15 protein-coding genes are annotated in these 17765 nt (G+C 72.6%); 7 read left to right on the top strand and 8 right to left on the bottom strand.

The genetic code is table 11. The features are described from left to right. Window positions 1-26: 26 nt before the first annotated feature. The gene (locus HUN58_RS08740; RefSeq protein ID WP_114850193.1) at window positions 27-881 is read right to left on the bottom strand and encodes a PPK2 family polyphosphate kinase; all 855 of its coding nucleotides are present in this window, start codon (window positions 879-881) and stop codon (window positions 27-29) included. A 96-nt stretch (window positions 882-977) separates the two neighbouring features. On the opposite strand from HUN58_RS08740, the gene HUN58_RS08745 reads away from it, so the two are divergent. Both HUN58_RS08745 and HUN58_RS08750 read left to right on the top strand, forming a co-directional pair. Then, window positions 978-2006, top strand: coding sequence for an alpha/beta hydrolase (locus tag HUN58_RS08745; protein WP_147281431.1), 1029 nt, complete (start codon window positions 978-980; stop codon window positions 2004-2006). Between the two features lie 118 nt (window positions 2007-2124). Continuing rightward, window positions 2125-2361 (top strand): hypothetical protein, encoded by a 237-nt coding sequence (locus HUN58_RS08750; protein ID WP_114850195.1) that lies wholly within the window; start codon window positions 2125-2127, stop codon window positions 2359-2361. 108 nt (window positions 2362-2469) lie between these two features. Here the strand turns inward: HUN58_RS08750 and HUN58_RS08755 are convergent, their stop codons facing one another. The 3 genes from HUN58_RS08755 to HUN58_RS08765 all read right to left on the bottom strand — a co-directional run bounded on the left by HUN58_RS08755 (window position 2470) and on the right by HUN58_RS08765 (window position 8166). Beyond that, a complete protein-coding gene (locus HUN58_RS08755) occupies window positions 2470-5859 on the bottom strand; it encodes an efflux RND transporter permease subunit (RefSeq protein WP_180225679.1) in 3390 nt (1129 codons plus the stop codon). A 64-nt stretch (window positions 5860-5923) separates the two neighbouring features. Further along, window positions 5924-6625: a DUF6518 family protein gene (locus HUN58_RS08760; protein WP_180225680.1), complete on the bottom strand. Its 702-nt coding sequence runs from the start codon at window positions 6623-6625 to the stop codon at window positions 5924-5926. An 89-nt stretch (window positions 6626-6714) separates the two neighbouring features. Further along, complete coding sequence (locus HUN58_RS08765) at window positions 6715-8166, bottom strand: PLP-dependent aminotransferase family protein (RefSeq protein WP_180225681.1); 1452 nt, start codon at window positions 8164-8166, stop codon at window positions 6715-6717. A gap of 61 nt (window positions 8167-8227) precedes the next feature. On the opposite strand from HUN58_RS08765, the gene HUN58_RS08770 reads away from it, so the two are divergent. Both HUN58_RS08770 and HUN58_RS08775 read left to right on the top strand, forming a co-directional pair. Continuing rightward, window positions 8228-8956, top strand: a complete 729-nt coding sequence (locus HUN58_RS08770; protein WP_217488593.1) for a YitT family protein — start codon at window positions 8228-8230, stop codon at window positions 8954-8956. Beyond that, entirely contained in the window at window positions 8899-9768 is an 870-nt protein-coding gene (locus HUN58_RS08775; RefSeq protein ID WP_141860315.1) for a sugar phosphate isomerase/epimerase, read from the top strand. Before HUN58_RS08770 ends, HUN58_RS08775 begins: the two co-directional genes overlap by 58 nt. A 71-nt stretch (window positions 9769-9839) precedes the next feature. Here HUN58_RS08775 and HUN58_RS08780 read toward each other — a convergent pair whose 3' ends face one another. From HUN58_RS08780 to HUN58_RS08795, 4 genes are read right to left on the bottom strand one after another with little or no spacing between them, the layout of a single operon-like run. Beyond that, window positions 9840-10871: a Gfo/Idh/MocA family protein gene (locus HUN58_RS08780; RefSeq protein WP_180225682.1), complete on the bottom strand. Its 1032-nt coding sequence runs from the start codon at window positions 10869-10871 to the stop codon at window positions 9840-9842. Beyond that, complete coding sequence (locus HUN58_RS08785; RefSeq protein ID WP_114850202.1) at window positions 10868-11884, bottom strand: Gfo/Idh/MocA family protein; 1017 nt, start codon at window positions 11882-11884, stop codon at window positions 10868-10870. Before HUN58_RS08785 ends, HUN58_RS08780 begins: the two co-directional genes overlap by 4 nt. Next, window positions 11881-13062 (bottom strand): ROK family protein, encoded by a 1182-nt coding sequence (locus HUN58_RS08790; protein WP_180225683.1) that lies wholly within the window; start codon window positions 13060-13062, stop codon window positions 11881-11883. Before HUN58_RS08790 ends, HUN58_RS08785 begins: the two co-directional genes overlap by 4 nt. Next, window positions 13059-14279 (bottom strand): ROK family transcriptional regulator, encoded by a 1221-nt coding sequence (locus tag HUN58_RS08795; protein ID WP_114850204.1) that lies wholly within the window; start codon window positions 14277-14279, stop codon window positions 13059-13061. The genes HUN58_RS08790 and HUN58_RS08795 overlap by 4 nt, the downstream gene beginning before the upstream one ends. A gap of 139 nt (window positions 14280-14418) precedes the next feature. Between HUN58_RS08795 and HUN58_RS08800 the strand changes: the two genes are divergently transcribed. The 3 genes from HUN58_RS08800 to HUN58_RS08810 all read left to right on the top strand — a co-directional run bounded on the left by HUN58_RS08800 (window position 14419) and on the right by HUN58_RS08810 (window position 17672). After that, window positions 14419-15375 carry a carbohydrate ABC transporter permease gene (locus HUN58_RS08800; RefSeq protein ID WP_083520143.1) on the top strand — a complete coding sequence of 319 codons (957 nt, stop codon included), beginning with the start codon at window positions 14419-14421 and terminating at the stop codon, window positions 15373-15375. Between the two features lie 9 nt (window positions 15376-15384). Then, window positions 15385-16287, top strand: coding sequence for a carbohydrate ABC transporter permease (locus HUN58_RS08805; protein ID WP_180225684.1), 903 nt, complete (start codon window positions 15385-15387; stop codon window positions 16285-16287). A gap of 77 nt (window positions 16288-16364) precedes the next feature. Continuing rightward, the gene (locus tag HUN58_RS08810) at window positions 16365-17672 is read left to right on the top strand and encodes an ABC transporter substrate-binding protein (RefSeq protein WP_058743232.1); all 1308 of its coding nucleotides are present in this window, start codon (window positions 16365-16367) and stop codon (window positions 17670-17672) included. The last annotated feature ends 93 nt before the right edge of the window (window positions 17673-17765 follow it).

Consider the following 17765-nt stretch of genomic DNA (forward strand, 5'->3'; position numbering starts at 1 on the left):
TCCGCCGCCACGGCCAGCCCCCCGGGTCAGGACTCCGCGAGCCGGCGGCGCTCCTCCGCCACGTCGAAGTCCGCCGGCGGCCAGGTGAGCTGCATGTCCTCGAGCGCGCGGAGCAGCAGCTGCTGCACCGCGAGCCGGGCGTACCACTTGCGGTTCGCGGGGACGACGTACCACGGCGCCCGCGCAGTCGACGTGCGGTCGAGGGCGATCTGGTACGCCTGCTGGTAGTCGTTCCAGAGCAGGCGCTCGTCGATGTCGCCCGGGTTGAACTTCCAGTGCTTGTCCGGGCGGTCCAGCCGGTCGCCGAGGCGCTCGCGCTGCTCGTCCTTCGAGATGTGCAGCATCACCTTGACGATCGTGGTGCCCTGCGCGACCAGGTCGTCCTCGAAGTCGACGATCGCGCCGTAGCGACGCTCGATCTCCTCCGGCGGGGCGAACGACCGCACGCGCTGGATGAGGACGTCCTCGTAGTGCGACCGGTCGAAGACGCCGAGCTGGCCGGCGCGCGGAAGCTCGCGTTCGATCCGCCACAGGAAGTCGTGCTCGCGCTCCTCGGCCGTCGGCGCCTTGAACCCGGCGTAGTGCACGCCGTTCGGGTCGACCGCACCGACGACGTGGGAGACGATCCCGCCCTTGCCCGCGGTGTCCATCGCCTGCAGCACGAGGAGTACGCGGCGCACGTCGCCGGCGGTGCTCGCCGCGTGCAGGCGCTCCTGCAGGGCGGCGAGGCGTGTGGCCCCCGCGGCGAGGGACTCGAGCCCGTCGATCTTGCGGCCGGCGAACCCCGGCGTCGAGTCCGGGTCGACGCGGTCCAGGCGGAAGCCCTCCTCGACGCGCAGGAGGGGCTCGGGGTCGGTGTTCCAGGCCTTGCGACGGCTCACGGGGTCCTCCAGCTCACGGGGTCGCCCCCATCCTGGCACCCGCTCGTGGTCCGCGTGGTGCTGGGGAACGCCCGGAGCCGGGTTAGCGTGGACGCGATGAGGTCCCGCCGTCGAACGATGCTCGCGCTCCTCGCCGCGGGCCTGGCGATCGGGGTGCTCGGAGCACTCGGGTCGTGCAGCGCCGACCCGGCCACGGACAGCAACGCGACCGTGACGACGGACCCCGTGATCCACCCGCTGTCGCTCCGCTACCCGGGCATCGACGTCGTCACGGACGTCCCCTACGGTGCGGATGCCCTGCAGCGGCTCGACGTGTGCCTGCCGCCGGACAGTGCCCCGGACACGAAGACGACCCCCACAGCGGCACCGACCCCGTCGCCACGGCCGTCGCCGGCGACCGACGACGCAGCCGACCGCCGCGGTGGACGGCCCGCCGTGATGATGGTGCACGGCGGCAGCTGGTCCCACGGCGACAAGGCCACCGCGGCGTACCGGGCCGTGTGCGAGTACCTCGCCTCCGAGGGCTTCGTCACGGTGAACGTCGACTACCGCCTGGCGCCGACCGACCCCTTCCCCGCGGGTCTCGACGACGTCCGCCGGGCACTGGACTGGGTGTTCCGCCCGTCGACCCTCGCCACGTACGACATCGACGCCGCCCGTGTCGGGGTCTTCGGCGGCAGTGCCGGCGGTAACCTCGTCGCGCTGCTCGCCGTCACCGACCACGAGTCCGCCGCGTACGCCGCAGGTGATCGGATCCGCGCGGTCGTCGACCTGAGCGGGCCGACCAACCTGACCGAGCGGTCCACCCGCGCGGACGGCGTCTCGGCGTCCTTCCAGCGGAAGCAGCTCCTGTACCTCGGCTGCCGGACGTACACTGCGTGCCCCGCTGCCGAGCGCGCGTCACCGACCTCCCACGTCACCCGGGACACGGCACCGTTCTTCGTCGGACACTCCACCGACGAGTTCATCCCGCTCTGGGAGTCCCAGGAGTTCGTGGCGGCGCTCCGTGCCCACGACGTCCCGGTGACGTTCGTCGCGGTGGAGGGGTCGGCGCACTCGATCGCACAGCTCGACCGGGCGATGAGCGAGCGGGTCGTCGCGTTCCTGCACGCACGGCTCGGGTGACGGCGACGCGACCGGACCCGACCGCGACACGACCGGGCCCGGCGGAGCGCGTGCCCCGTGCGGGTGCCACCCGGAGGCGGGCGTGCGCGAGGGTCCCTCGCACCCCCAGACTCCTGGGGTGACCGACACGCCGACCCGCCCCGCGCGCGCCACCTCCGAGTGGCCGCGCCGCACCGCCGCACAGACCGGGACCGAGCTCCTGCTTGGTCTGTCATTCACGGCCACGGTGGCGACGAGCGGCTACGCGGCGGCGACCGGCCACCTCGCCGTGGTCGCCCAGGGCACGGCCGTCGTGTTCCTCGTGACGCTCACGTGCGCGCTCGTCTCCTGGTTCCGGGGCAGCGAGACCCACTGACCGAGTCCGCGACCGGGAGCGGGACCGTGACCGGGACCCGGACCCGGACCCGGACCGGGACCCGGACCGGGACCGGGACCGGGACCGGGACCGGGACCGGGACCGGGATCAGTGTGACGCGCTGACCCCGCCCGGAGCCGGTTCCCCGGCACCTCCCGACTTCGCCGCCCGACGGTCCGCCCGCCGCTCCCGCGCACCCTCGACGACGGAGTACAGCGCCGGCAGCACCACGAGGGTGAGCAGCGTCGAGGACACCAGACCACCGATCACCACGAGCGCGAGCGGCTGCGAGATGAAGCCCGACTTGCCCGTGAGCCCCATCGCCATCGGCAGCAGCGCGAAGATCGTGGCGAGCGCGGTCATCAGGATCGGTCTGAGTCGCCGCGTCGCGCCCTCGACCAGGGCCTCGCGCACCCGGAGCCCGCGGCGCCGGTACTGGTTCACGAGGTCGATGAGCACGATCGCGTTCGTCACGACGATGCCGACGAGCATGAGCAGACCGATGATCGACGCGACGCCGAGCGGGATGCCCGTCGCGATCTGGAGCAGCACGGCGCCGGTCGCGGCGAACGGCACCGAGAACAGGAGCAGCACCGGCTGGAGCAGGCTCCGGAACGTCGCGACCATGATCACGTAGACGATCAGCACCGCGACGAGGATCGCGAGGAACAGCTGGCTGAACGCGGACGACTGGCTCGACGCGACGCCACCGATCGAGGCCGACGCACCCTTCGGCAGGTCGAGCTGGTCGACCGCCTTCGTGACGTTCTGCACGGCCGCACCGAGGTTCGACGCGTCCGGCGTCACCGTGATGGTGGCGGTGCGGACGGCGTTCGACGTCGTGATCGTCGTCGGGCCGTCGGACTGCTCGACCGTGGCGAGGTCGGACAGCGGCACCTCGCCGGTCGCGGTGGGGATCGACAGGCTCTTCAGTGCGTCGATCGTGGCCGGCGGGTTCGCGTCGGCGATGTACACGTCGAGCGTCGCGTCGTCGATCTCGACGCTCCCGGTGTCCCGCGGTGACACGGCCGCGGCGACGAGCCCGCCGACCTGGGTCTCGGTCAGCCCGCGCTCGGCGGCCGCCTGCCGGTCGACCTTCACGGCCAGGTACGGCTCGGCGGCGGACAGGTTGCTCGTCGCTCCCGTCGTCCCGTCGACCGCCCGCATCTCCTTGAGGACCTGCTGCGCGGCGGTCTGCAGCTCGGCCTGGGTCGGGGCGGTGACGTCCACCTCGATGTCGCTCGAGCCGCCGAACCCGCTGCTCGAGGTCAGCGACACCTCGCCGGCGCCGTCGATCCGGTCGATGCGCTTCCGCGCGTCGGACTGGATGGTCGTCTGGTCGCGCTGCGCGTCGGTCGTGACGTTGTACTGCACCGAGGCCGACGCCCCGCCGCCGAACGCCGCCTGGATCGACTGGCCGCTCGAGCCGATCGTCGTCTGAACGGTCTGCACGCCGGGGACGTCGCGGAGGGCCCGTTCGACCTTCTCGGCCTCGTCCGACTGCACGGCGAGGCTCGTGCCCGGCTTCAGGTCCTGCGTCACGGTGAACGTGTTCTGGCCGGAGTCGCCGAGGTAGTTCGTCTTGACGAACGGCACCGCCGCGGCCGTCCCGCCGAGCACGAGGACGGCGAGCACCAGCACGATCGCGGGCCGCCCGATCGCCCAGCGCAGCACCGGTTGGTACCCGCGGCGAAGCCGGTCGGGAGCAGCGGCGTCGTGCAGGTCCGCGCCGGACGACAGCACCCCGGTCGACGACGCAGACGACGCAGGCGACGCCGACGCCGACGCCGACGAGTCAGGAGACGCGGCCGCACCCGCGTGCTTGTGTCCCTTCGGCGGGCGCAGGAACCAGTACGCGAGCACCGGCACGATCGTCAGCGACACGAGCAGCGACGCGACGAGCGCCATCGTCACGGTGAGCGCGAACGGCCGGAACAGCTCACCCACGAGCTCGGCGACGAAGGCCACGGGCAGGAACACCGCGACGGTGGTGAGCGTGGACGCGGTCACCGCCCCCGCCACCTCGCGCACGGCGTCGAGCACCGCACGCCCCCGGTCGACGCCGGGTTGCAGGTGCCGCTTGATGTTCTCGATCACCACGATCGAGTCGTCCACCACGCGACCGATCGCGATGGTCAACGCCGCGAGCGTGATGATGTTCAGCGTGTAGCCGGCCGCGCGCATGCCGATCGCCGCGAGCAGCACCGACGTCGGGATCGAGATCGCGGTGACGATCGTCGACCGCAACGACAGCAGGAACACGAGGATCACGACGACGGCGAAGCCGAGGCCGAGCAGCCCCTCTTCGGCCAGCGAGTCGATGGACTGCTGGATGTACGGCGCCTGGTCGAACACGACGGTGAACTGCGGGCTCCCCGTCACCTTCGCCTCGATCCCGGGCAGCGCGGCCTTCACCGTCTCCGAGACGTCGACCGTGTTCGCCTCCTGCGTCTTCGTGATCGCGATGGTCAGCGCGGTCTTGCCGTCCACCCGGCTGATCGAGGTCCGCGGCGACTCCGCGATCTGCACGGTCGCCACGTCGCCGAGACGGGTCGGACTGGAGGCACTGCTCGCGCCCGCCCCGCCGGTCGCGGTGGTCCCGGTGCCGGTCTGGCCGGCGGCGGATCCCCCCGCGGTGCCGTCACCGGACGTGGCGCCACCGGACGCGGCCCCGCCCGACGCGGCGGAGCCGCCGGCCGCGCCCGTCGCGGAGCCACCGGCGGACGACGAGGACGACGACGAGGACGAGGACGAGGACGAGGACGACGCCGTGAGCGGCAGGTCCTCGATGTCGGCGAGCGAGGCGATGCGCTGCCCGGTCTGCACCGAGAGCGTCGTGCCGTCCTGCGTGATCGTGCCGCCCGGGATGAGCGTGCCGTTGTCGCTCAGCGCGTCCGAGATGGACTGGCTCGTCAGCCCCTTCGCCGCCAGCTCGGACTCGTTCGGCGTGATGACGACGCGGCGCCCCGGGTTGCCGAACACGCTCGCCTGCCGCACGCCGTCGAGCTTCTCGAGGTCGGGCACCGCGGTCGCGTTCAGCCGGTCGACCAGCTGCTCCTGGTTGCCGGAGGCCGTGACGGCGAGCTGCAGCACGGGCAGGTCGTCGAACGACCCGGTGACGATCTGCGTCTGCACGGTGTCCGGCAGCGACAGCGCGTTCACGGCGGTCTGGATCTTGTCCTCGGCGCTCGCCAGGTTCGAGCCGTAGTCGAACGACGCCGACACCACGCTCTGCCCGGTCGACGACGTCGAGGTCGTCGACTCCAGGTTCGGCACGACCTGGATCGCCTGTTCGATCTTCGTCGACACGTCGTTCGACACGACCTCCGGCGTGGCACCGGGGTAGGCGCTGACGATCGCGACCTGCGGGAACTCGACGCTCGGGATGAGCTCCTGCTTCAGGCTCGTGAGCGAGATGCCGCCGAACACCGCGACGACGATGGTGACGAGGGCGATGAGCGCGCGGTTCCGGATGCTGAAGACCGAGAGGAGGTGCACCCGGTGATCCTCCCAGTTCCACCTGCGAACCAGACCCCCCACGGCTGACCTGTGGAGAACCGCCTCACCCGCCGATGAGCAGCAGTGCGCCGAACACCCCGACGGCACCGACGAGTCCGGTCGCGAGCGCCGTGACGCGGCCGACCGGGCTGCCCGCCCGCACGATCGACACGACGAGCACCACCACCCCGACGGCGAGCTGCACGGCCCAGGCGGGCGTCGTCTCGGGCGTCGCCACGCGCAGGAACGCCCGCACCGACTCCCCCACGAGCACCGCCGCCACGACCCCGAGCGCCCCGGCCGCCAGCACCGCGCCCCGGGTGCCGCGCCGGCGTCCGCCACGCAGCGCCACCGCGACCGCCCCGGCCAGCAGTCCCGCGGGGACCCCGAGCAGGACCCACGGGTTCGTGATCGACAGGACGTCGGGGTACCCGCGCAGCACCGTGGCCGCCCAGTAGCCCACGTGCATGAGCTCGAGGAGCACGACGCCGAGCAGCATCGCGAGCGGCAGGGCCACCCGGCCGGCCCGGACACCGGCGACCGCACACAGCAGCACCGCGACGACGAACCACGGCCCGGCCGAGTTCGACACGGTCGCGAGCGCGGGGACCGCCTGCCCGAACGAGGTCAGCACCCCGGCCAGCAGGGCGCCGGTCAGGGCGATCGACACCCGCGCGACCGGCGGGACCGGACGGGCCGGAACGACGTGGACGGAGGCAGGATCAGAGGCGGAGACGAGGGCGTCGGTGGGGCGGGTCGGCTGCACGTCCTCAGCCTCCGGCGCGGCCGCCCGCACCGCGTCGGCCGTCGGAGCGACGATGCGCCGGGCGGGTCAGCCCAGCGGATGACGTGCGCTCACACCACCGCGGCGAGCGATCCGCGGATCCCGACCCCGTCGCCGCCGATCCGCGCCCAGGCCCGCTCCAGCACGTCGACCATGCGCTCCCGGTCCGCCGGCGCGGTCGTGAACGGGACCCGCAGGAACCGCTCGAACCCACCGTCGGGACCGAAGACCCCGCCCGAGGCGAGCACCACGCCCTCGGCCCGCGCGGCGAGCACGAGTGCGCTCGACACCGGCCGGCCGAGGCCCACCCACGTCGTCAGCCCGCCCGCCGGCGACGGGACGTCCCACTCCGGGAGCCGCGTGCGCAACGCGCCCACGACGTCGTCGCGACCGGCGCGCAGGAACGTGCGCCGCGCCTCCAGGACGGCCGCCGTCCGCGGGACGAGCTCCCGCGCGACCAACTGGTCGAGCACGGGCGTGCCGAGGTCGCCCGACGGGCGGGCGAGCAGCATCCGCTGCAGCAGGTCAGGCTCGGCGCGCACCCACCCGATGCGCAGCCCACCCCAGAACACCTTGGCCGCCGAGCCGATCATCACGACGGTGGAGGACGGCACGGCGGACGCGGCCAGCGGCAGCTCCGGCGAGCCGTCGATCCGGAGCTCGCCCATGGTCTCGTCCGCCACCACGACGGTGCCGGTCGCCGCCGCGGTCGCGAGCAGGCGCTCCCGGGTCGCGGCGGGCATCGTCGCGCCGGTCGGGTTGTGCAGCTCGGGCATCACGTACGCGACCGCGGGCGCCGTCCGGCGGAGCGTCGTCTCGAGTGCCGACGCGTCCCACCCGGTGTGCGCGTCGACCGGGACGCCGACGAGCCGGCCGCCGGCCTCGCGGAAGGCCTCGTGCGCGTGCGGGTAGGTCGGCGACTCGACCAGGACGGCGTCGCCGCGGCGCACGAGCACCCGGGCGAGCAGCGCGATGGCGTGCTGCGCGCCGATGGTCACGACGATCTGCGACGGGTCGGTCGGCAGCCCGCGCTCCGTGTAGCGCTCGGCGATCACGGCCCGCAGCCCGGGGTCCCCGACCGTGTCGTACCCGATGCCGGCGAGCGCCGCGGGGACGTGCCGGACCGCGCGTTCGACGGCCTCGGCGACCTCGGGGGCGGCGTGCAGGGCGGCCTTGCGCAGGTCGAGCAGCCCGCCGTCGACGACCCCGCCGAGCCGCTCCGGGTCCGGGCGCCCGGCGAGCTCCCGCGGCAGGTGCACGACGCTGCCGGAGCCGCGCAGCGACACGAGGAACCCGTCGGACCGGAGTCGGGCGTAGGCGTTCGCGACCGTGGTCCGCGAGACGCCGAGGGCCTCGGCCAGCCCGCGCTCGGCCGGCAGCCGGACGCCCAGGGGCACGCGTCCGTCGATGACGAGCACGCGCAGGGCGTCGGACAGCGCCTCGTACGCGGGGGCGTCGGTCCCGTCCCGCCAGTCGGTGAGCAGGAGGGCGGCCGATCGGGCGCTCAGGAGAACCGGGGGCACGGGTCCACCGTAGCCAGATTGGCTCTCGACCAACAGGCCAATCCGGCGGGAGTATCGACCCGTGCCCCGCTCTGTCAGCCTCTCGCTCCGCTCCGTCCAGCTCCTCGTCGGCCTGTTCCTCTACGGCGCCTCGACCGCGCTGCAGGTCCGCGCCGTGGTCGGCGTCGGCTCGTGGACGGTGCTCACGCAGGGCCTGGAGAACGTGCTGCCCTGGTCGTTCGGCGTCATCACCGTGGTGTCGAGCGTCGTCATCCTGCTGCTGTGGATCCCGCTCCGCCAGAAGCCCGGGATCGGCACGCTGTGCAACGTCCTGGCGATCGGCCCGTCCGCCGACCTGGTGCTCTGGCTCGTGCCGGAGCCGGACGGACTCGTCCCCCGTGTGCTGCTGTTCACGGCGGGCCTGGCGCTCCTCGCGGTCGCGACGGCCTGCTACATCGGCGCCGGGCTCGGGACCGGCGCCCGGGACGGGCTGATGGTCGGCGTGCACGAGCGCTTCGGCTGGCCGCTCTGGCTCGCCCGCACCGTCATCGAGGTCACCGTCGTCCTGGTCGGCTGGCTGCTCGGCGGTGACGTGGGGGTCGGCACGGTGGTCGCCGCGTTCGCGATCGGGCCGATGGTGCAGCCGCTCATGCCGCTCTTCCGCCGCCTGCCGTGGTCCCCCACCCGCACGGGCGACGCGGAGCCCGTCCACACCCCTGGTGGCGACGAGACCGGAGCGGCTAGGGTCGCGCCATGCGACTCGGAGTGTCCTCCTACAGCTACGCCCGCTCCCTCCAGCGCGGTGCGCTGACGATCTTCGACGTGGTCGACCGCGTCGCCGCGGCCGGGGGCGACCACCTCGAGGTCGCGGCGGGTGGCTTCGGCGACGACCTGCCCCGGCAGCCCGAGCTGGTCGAGCAGCTGCGGGGTCACGCCGCGGCGCGCGGCATCGGGCTCGCCAACTACGTCATCGGCGCGGACTTCTCCGACCCCGCCACCGTCGACGCCGAGGTCGCGCGGGTCCACGAGCACCTCGACGTCGCGCACCGGCTCGGCATCACCCGGTTCCGGCACGACGTCGTGCCGTGGGCCTGGCGGGACGCCGACCACGCCGAGTTCGAGCGGGTGCTCGCGCAGGTCGTGCCGGTCTGCCGCGCGGTCGCCGAGCACGCCGCCACGCTCGGGATCACGACGATGGTCGAGAACCACGGCTTCGCCTTCAACGACAGCGAGCGGATCCTGCGGCTCGTCCACGAGGTCGGCCACCCCGCCTTCCGCACCCTGCTCGACGTCGGCAACTTCGTCTGCCTGGACGACGACCCGCTCCGCGCGGTGCAGCGGACCCTGCCGGTCGCGGCCGTGGTGCACCTGAAGGACTTCCTGGTGCGCGAGACCCCGCCTGCCGCGGACGGCTGGCTCACGACCCTGGCGGGTCGCGCGGTGCTCGGCACGGTCGTCGGGCACGGTGACCTGCCCCTGGGCCGGATCGTGGAGCGGATCGTCGCGAGCGGGTTCGACGGCCCCCTCTCGATCGAGTTCGAGGGGCTCGAGGACGACGTCGACGCGGTCGAGCGCGGACTCGCGAACGCCCGCAACCTGTGGGCAGCGGCCGGCGGCTCCTGAGACGGTGCCGCGACGGACGGGAAGCGCGGTGCCAGCCGGCACCGCGCCTCCCGTCCGTCAGTGCGGTGCGCTCAGACGGACCGCACCCGCACCGTCTCGCCGCTCGCCGCAGACTCCTGCGCCGCCAGCACGACCGCCAGCGTGCGGAGGCCGACCGCGGCGTCGGGCTGCGGCTGCTCGCCGCTCCGGACCGCGGTGACGAACGTCTCGAGCATCGCCTGGTCGAAGTCCGGCCCGTACGGCAGCACCACCGACCGGCCGGTCGCGGCGTCGAGCCCGCGCACGCTCGGGCGGAAGAAGTCGACGTCCACGGATCCCTCCGACCCGACCACGGTGAGCGCGAGCCCACCCCACGTCGGCGAGGTGTCCGGGCGGCTCCACGAGCAGTCGATGGCCGCGATCGTGCCGTCCGCGTAGGTGATCGTCACGAGCCCGGCGGTCTCGGCCTGCGCGCGGGCGGCGTGCAGCACCCGGTTCGTGACGGCCGTCACCGTCACGGCCGGCGTGCCGTCGAGGAGCTCGTCGAGCAGGTCCGCGATGTGCACCACGTGGTCGACGATCGCGCCGCCGCCGGACAGCTCGGGCTCGGTGAACCACGAGCGGGTCAGCGGGAGCATGCCGTTGTTCGCACCGCGGACCGAGAAGACCTCGCCGAGCCGGCCGGCCCGCTTCGTCGCCGCGAGCCGGGCGAAGGTCCCGGCGAACCGCACCGGGAAGGCGACCATGAGCAGCACGCCCGCGGCCTCGGCGGCGGCCCGCATCGCCAGGCCGTCCTCCCACGTCGTCGCGAGCGGCTTCTCGCACAGCACGTGGACACCCGCGGCGGCGGCCTGCTCGACGAGCGCGCGGTGCCTGGCGTTCTCGCTCGTCACCACGACGGCGTCGACGCCCTGTGCGAGGAGCTCCTCGACCGAGTCGACGTACGCGACCCCGAGGGCGTCGGCGAGCTCCCGACCGCGCAGGTCGGTCAGCTCCGTGCCCGTGGAGGTGCCGTCCGGGTCGGTGCCGACGACCTCGGCGTCGGGCATCGCCTGCAGCGCCGTCAGGTACGACAGCGCGTGCGTGTGCGCGAAGGACAGGACGCCGATGCGCAGGGCGGTCATGCCGTCGCCCCCTCGTGCGTCCCGGCCGCGGGGGCGGGCTCCAGGTCGACGGGCTGCCCGGTCTCGACCGACCGGAGCGCCGCGTTGACGATCCGGACCGCGGTCGCGCCGTCCTCGGCGGAGACGCGCGGGACGGCACCGCCCCGGAACGCACCGAGGTACTCGCGGATCTCGAGGAAGTAGGGGTCCTCGGTCGGGTCGAGCTCCGGCAGGTCGCCGCCGACGGCCGCCTCGTCGAGGAGCTCGGCCGTGTAGTTCCGCTCCGCGCGGGAGTCGTGCGACAGGGTGCCGAGCGTGCCGGTGGCCGAGAACTCGGTGACGAACGGCAGGTGCGCCGGACCCCAGATGCCCGCGACGTGGCTGATCGCACCGGACGCGTGGGTGAGCAGCACGTGCGCCGCCTCGACCGGGTGGTCCACGGTGCCCTTCCGGACGTGCACCGCGCTGACCCGGACGACGTCGCCGGCGATCCACCGGGCGATGTCCAGGTCGTGGATCATCTGGTCCATGATGATGCCGCCGGACAGCTCCGGGTCGGCGAACCAGGCGGAGCGCGTCGGGAAGCCGCCGGAGCGGACGAAGCGCAGGACGGCGAGCTCGCCGAGCTGCCCGGCCTCGACCGCGGCCTTCAGCCGGACGTACTCGGGGAAGTACCGGACGACGTGCGCCGGGTAGAGCTGTCGGCCGGCCTCGTGGGCGCGTCGGACGAGGTCGTCGGCGTCCGCGTCGGTGCGGGCGAGCGGCTTCTCGCTGATGACGTCCTTGCCGGCGGCGAGCGCTGCCCGCACGACCTCGGCGTGCGCGTACGTGGGGACGACGACGTCGACCACGTCCACGCGGGCGAGGAGCTCGTCGAGCGAGCCCACCACCTCGCCGCCGTGCGTGGCCACGAGCTCCTCGGCGCCGACCTCGGAGAAGACGACGACGTCGCCGAGGCGGAGCAGGTTCGGCAGGTGTGCGTGGGCGATCACCCCCGCGCCGACGAGGCCGATCCGGAGTCGCTGTTCGGTCATGGGGTCCTCCTGGTTCCGTGTGGTGCTGGGTCCGCGGCGGGCGCGGGTGTGCTGGTCGTGGGCGCGCTGGACGTGGGCGCGCTCGTCGCGCTCGTCGCGCCGGTCGTGCTGGTCGCGGCGGCGGTGCGGGCGAGGAGCGCGGCACCCGCCAGTCCGGCGCCGGCCCCCGCGAGCGACTGCTCGATGCGGGGCGACGGCCGCCAGCCGAGTCGGGCGTCGACGGCCGTGCGGAGCGGGGCGAGCAGGCGCTCCCCGGACTCGCCGAGCCCGCCGCCGATGACGACGACCGCGGGGTCGAGCACGGCGGACAGGATCGCGACCCCGGCGGCGAGCGCGTCGACCGCGTCCGCCCACACCGCGGCCGCGACCGGGTCGGTGTCGACCGCCGCGACGATCTCGTCGGTGGCCCCGTCGATGGTGCCGCCGGCCGCACGGTAGCGCCGACGGATGTTCCGGGCCGAGGCGTAGGCCTCGACGCACCCGCGCTGCCCGCACGTGCAGGGCTCCCCGCCGGGTCGGACGCAGACGTGCCCGACCTCGCCGGCACCCCCGGCGGCGCCGACCACCAGGCGGCCGTCGACGACCAGGCTCGCGGAGATGCCCGTGCCGATCGGGATGAAGACCATCTCGGTGACGTCCCGACCGGCGGCGGTGCGGGCGGCGATCTCGGCCGTGGCCGCGGCACGCGCATCGTGCGCAACGGCGACGGGGACGCCGTAGCGCTCGCGCAGCAGGTCGGCGATCGGCAGGTCGTGCCAGTCGAGGTTGACCGCCACGACGACCGTGCCGGCCGCGGAGTCGACGACCCCCGGGGTGCACAGGCCGATGGCGGCCAGCAGGTGGCCGGCGCCCGTGGCGGCGGCCGCGAGCCGGTCGACCACGGCGACGACCGCGGCGAGCGCCGGCCCACCGGCTGCCAGGTCGCCGACCGCCGTGCCCCCGGTCGACGGCCCATCGGCCATCGCCGCGCCGGCCGTCGCCGTGCCGGCCGTCGCAGTGCCGGCCGTCGCCGTGCCGGAGACCGTCCCGTCCGCGGGTCCGACGGTCCCGAAGGTCGGGACGACGGCCCGGTCGAGCACGACGTCGCCGATGCGCAGCATGCCCTTGACCGTCGTGCCGCCGACGTCGACCGCCACGACCGCGCCGGACTGCTCGAGGTCGCGGACCGCGGTGCTCATGCGGTGCGCTCCGCCGCGGTCCGGACCATCTCGTCGATGCGGGTGGGGGCGAGGACCTCGTCCACGGCGAGCACCGTCGCACCGCGGATCCCGGCGTCACGGGGCTCCCGGCTCGCGCGGACGTCGAGCGCGTCGGCGACCATCGGCAGGCACGAGCGGTAGAGCTCGCCGCGGATGGTGGCGACGAGCACCGAGGACGCGGACATCGCGCCCGCGAGCACGACCTCGCTCGGGTTGCAGAAGTTCACGATCCCGGACAGGACCCGGCCGATGTGCTCCCCGGCCCGGCGCAGCTCGTCGAGGACCACCGGGTCGCCCTGGGCGGCGAGGGCGAGGACGTCGCCCGTGCTGCCGACCTCGCGCCCAGTGGCCCGGAGCCGTGCGACGACGGCCCCGCCGGACGCCACGGACTCCAGGCAGTCCGGCACGCCGCACGTGCAGCCGATCGCGGCCTCGCCGTCGACGGGGGTGTGGCTGATCTCGCCCGCGGCACCGCTCACGCCGCGGTGCAGCCGACCGTCGAGCAGGACGCCGGCACCGATGCGGGTGCCGAGCTTGACCGCGACGAGGGTGCCCGACCGGTCCGGCTCGGGGTGCTCGGCCAGGGCGATGAGGTTGGCGTCGTTCTCGACGAGCACGGGGACGTCGGTGTACTCCGCGAAGAGCTCGGGCAGCACGGCCCCGTGCCAGGACGGCTCGAACGACGGGGTCGCGATGCTGCCGCCCGGGTAGGACACCGGCGCGGGGATGCTGATCGCCGCCCCGCGGAACCGGTCCATGTCGAGACCGCTGTCCCGCGCGAGCTCGACGAACCGCTGCCAGAGCGCCGCGACGGACGCCCGGGGCCCGGCGGCGACCGGGACCGTGCCGGCGCCGTGCTCGAGGGCGTCGGTGTCCGCCAGGACGGTCCCGGCCAGGTCGGTGAGGACGATGCGCACGTGGTGCGCACCGAGGTCGGCCGCGGCGACGAACCCGGCGTCCGCGACGAGTTCGAGCCGTCGGGCCCGGCGTCCGCCTCGGGACCCCTCGGCACCGCTCTCGCGGACGAGCCCGAGGGACGTCAGCGCGTCGACCCGGGCGGACGCCGTGGACGGCGCGAGTCCGGTGCTCCGGGCGATGCTCGAGCGCGAGGTCGTGTCGGATACGCGGATGAGTCGGAGGACGTCCCCGACGGACCCCGGGCTCCGCGCCATGTCCTGGAAGTGCTGCTCGTGCATGTCGTCACTGTAGCGGCTGATCGATCGATGATCGAACGAAGTCGGTGCAGAATCGACTATTTACTTTTGGTGATCGAACGGTAATCTGCTCGAAACAGCCGTTTCCTAGCGTTCAACGACGAGCCAAGAGGAGGTCCGCATGACGAGTGCGGTTCAGAACCCGACCAGGGTGACCGTTCCCGGTCGACGGTCGTCCACCGCGGACGCCAGCCGGATGGAACGACGGGAAGGCCGGGCGGGCTACGTGCTGATCGCCCCCACGACGGTGCTGCTGGCGCTGTTCTACCTGTACCCACTGGCGCAGACGGTCTTCTACTCGTTCACGAACTGGAACCCGGCGTCGGGCGAGACGAACGGCTTCGTCGGGCTGTCGAACTTCACCGGCCTGTTCCGCGACGGCGAGTTCCTGCGCGCCGCCGGCAACACCGCGCTCTACGTGGTCGTGGTCGTCCCCGTCACGATGGCGCTCGGACTGTTCTTCGCGGCGCTGCTCGCTCAGCCGTTCCGCGGCCGTGGCGTCTACCGCGCCCTGCTCTTCGTGCCGTACATCGCCCCGATCGTCGGCAGCGCCCTGATCTTCAGCTTCATCCTGTCGCCGCTCGGCGGCCTGGTGAACGGCGTCGTCACGGCGCTCGGCGCTCCCCCGATCGGCTTCCTGACCTCGGAGCCCTGGGCGCTCGTCTCGGTGATCGTGTTCTCGATCTGGCAGGGCGTCGGCTACACGATGATCATCTACTCGGCCGCGCTCACGAACATCCCGGCGTCCTACATGGAGGCCGCGACGCTCGACGGCGCCGGACCGATCCGCCGTTTCTTCCGGATCTCGCTCCCCCTGGTCGCACCGACCACGGGCTTCCTCGCCATCACCGGCGTGATCGGTGCCCTGCAGGTGTTCACGCAGGTCTACGTCCTGACCCAGGGCGGCCCGATCAACTCGAGCGAGACGATCCTCTACTACATCTACAACCAGGGCTTCGTGTTCTTCCACGGCGGCTCGGCCAGCGCCGCCGCCGTGATCCTGCTCATCGTCGGCATCCTCGTCGCGGTCGTCCAGCTGCGGGTCATCAACCGCCGCGACCCCATCGAGCTGAACTAGGACCGCACCGTGACCCAGATCGCATCCCGCGCCCTCCCGTCGGACGCGCACCGCGCCTCCCGTCCGCACCGCAGCCGACCCTTCGGCGTGCTGTTCCGCAAGCACTCGCCGGCCGTCCTGCGCCACGTCATCCTGATCGTCGCCGTCGTCCTGTTCTTCGGCCCGTTCCTCTGGATGCTGCTCACGAGCTTCAAGTCCTCGGAAGAGGCGCTGGCCTTCCCGCCGACGTTCCTGCCGAGGCAGTGGGAGCTGTCGAACTACACCGACATCTTCACCGTCGCGCCGTTCGGCCTGTACTTCTTCAACTCCACCGTCGTGGCGATCGCGACGACCGCCGGGCAGATCGTGACGAGCCTGGCGGCCGGGTTCGCGTTCTCACGGCTGAAGTTCAAGGGCAAGAACATCGTGTTCGTCGTCCTGCTCGCCGCACTCCTCGTGCCGTTCGAGGTCGTGTTCACGCCGCTGATCACCCTGCTGTCCTCGCTGCACTGGCTGAACAGCTACCAGGGGCTCATCGTCCCGAACATCCCGTCGATCCTCGGCACGTTCCTGTTCCGGCAGTTCTTCACCTCGTTCCCGAGCGAGATCGAGGACGCCAGCCGAGTGGACGGCGCCGGCGTCTGGCGGCGGATGTGGTCCGTCGTGACGCCGATGGCGACGCCGATGATCGGCTCCTTCGCCGTGCTGTCCTTCGTCTACAACTGGAACAACTTCTTCTTCCAGTTCCTCGTGGCGTCCCGCACCGAGTTCTTCACGGTGTCCGTCGGCCTCACGCAGCTGCAGTCCGCGAACGCGAGCCAGAGCTTCAACCTGCTTATGGCCGGTTCGACGCTGGCGATCCTGCCGGTGTTCATCGTCTTCATCATCTTCCAGAAGCAGATCGTGTCGGCCATGGCCGGCGGGCTCCGCTGATCCCGACCACCCCTCCCCGCTCCACCCCCTCAGCACCACTCCCTGCACCACCCAGAAGTCCGAGAAAGGACGATCTCATGCGCAAGCGACTGCTCGGTGTCACGGCCCTCGCCGTCGGCGCCGCTCTGGCCCTGTCCGGGTGTTCCGGTGGGTCCGTCACCGGCAACTCCGGCGGCAGCGGCGGCAAGACGACGATCACCGTGTGGCACAACTACACGGGACCGCAGGCCACCGAGGTGAAGAAGCTCATCGACGAGTACAACGCCTCGCAGGACAAGATCGAGGTCCAGCCCCAGTACGCCGCCTCGTCCGACCAGTTCGACGCGAAGCTCATCAACGCGTTGAAGAACGACACCGGCCCCGACATGGTCCTCGGCGACAGCACGCCGCAGCAGACCGGCGAGGTCATCCAGACCGGCAAGGTCCTGCCGCTCGAGGACTACCTGTCCAGCGGCGACATCACGAAGGACAGCTTCACCGAGGGCATGCTCTCGACGGGCGAGTTCGACGGCAAGCAGTACACGCTGCCGACCGACATCGGCGACTACGCCGTCGTCTACAACAAGGAGATGTTCAAGGAGGCCGGGATCACCGACACCCCGACCACCTGGGCCGAGCTCGCCGACGACGCGAAGAAGCTCACGAAGGGCACGACCCAGTACGGCGCGTACCTGCCGATCGGCACCGGCGAGTGGCCGGTCTTCACCTGGCAGTCGATGCTGTGGGGCGCCGGCGGTGACTTCCTCAACGAGGACAACACCAAGGTCGAGTTCAACAGCGACGCGGGCGTGAAGGCCCTCACCGCCTGGACCGACATGCTCAAGGACGGCACCGCGTACCCGCAGTCGCTCCTCACCACCTCGACGAACGGCGCCGTCCCGGCCCTGACGTCGAAGAAGGCGGCGATGGCGATCACCGGCGCGTACGACCTGTCCACGATCGACAGCACGCTCGGCAAGGACAACGTCGGCGTCTTCGCGCTCCCCGGCATCGAGAAGCCGGCGATGAACCTCGGCACGAACAACTCGTACCTGATCAAGACGACCAAGGCGAAGCAGGACGCGTCCTGGAAGTTCATGCAGTGGTGGCTCAGCCCCGAGACCGAGGCGAAGTGGGACATCGCGACCGGCCTGCTCCCCGCGAACAAGGCCACGTCGGACAACGAGACCTGGAAGAAGTACCTCGACGACAACCCACGCCTGAAGGCCTTCGCCGACGAGCTCGAGTACGCGAAGGCCCGTCCGTCCATCACTGCCTACGGCGAGGTGAGCGCGGCGCTGTCCACGCAGCTGCAGTCCGCGATGCTGCTGAAGACCAGCCCGAAGGACGCGCTCGACGCCGCGGCCGAGAAGGCACAGGCGGCGCTCGACTCCGCGTCGAAGTAACCGCCCCGCCGAACCACGACGGCCCCGCACCCACCAGGGTGCGGGGCCGTCGTGCACACCCCGTGACAACCTCGGTCTCGCGATGTATCGTGA

The organism is Curtobacterium sp. Csp1 (assembly GCF_013347185.1).

Bases quoted from the DNA above. Each gene is read 5' to 3' on its own strand.
- HUN58_RS08775 (WP_141860315.1), top strand. From the start codon at position 8,899: ATGCGACTCGGAGTGTCCTCCTACAGCTACGCCCGCTCCCTCCAGCGC.
- HUN58_RS08745 (WP_147281431.1), top strand. From the start codon at position 978: ATGAGGTCCCGCCGTCGAACGATGCTCGCGCTCCTCGCCGCGGGCCTG.
- HUN58_RS08810 (WP_058743232.1), top strand. From the start codon at position 16,365: ATGCGCAAGCGACTGCTCGGTGTCACGGCCCTCGCCGTCGGCGCCGCT.
- HUN58_RS08780 (WP_180225682.1), bottom strand. From the start codon at position 10,871: ATGACCGCCCTGCGCATCGGCGTCCTGTCCTTCGCGCACACGCACGCG.
- HUN58_RS08800 (WP_083520143.1), top strand. From the start codon at position 14,419: ATGACGAGTGCGGTTCAGAACCCGACCAGGGTGACCGTTCCCGGTCGA.
- HUN58_RS08795 (WP_114850204.1), bottom strand. From the start codon at position 14,279: ATGCACGAGCAGCACTTCCAGGACATGGCGCGGAGCCCGGGGTCCGTC.
- HUN58_RS08790 (WP_180225683.1), bottom strand. From the start codon at position 13,062: ATGAGCACCGCGGTCCGCGACCTCGAGCAGTCCGGCGCGGTCGTGGCG.
- HUN58_RS08785 (WP_114850202.1), bottom strand. From the start codon at position 11,884: ATGACCGAACAGCGACTCCGGATCGGCCTCGTCGGCGCGGGGGTGATC.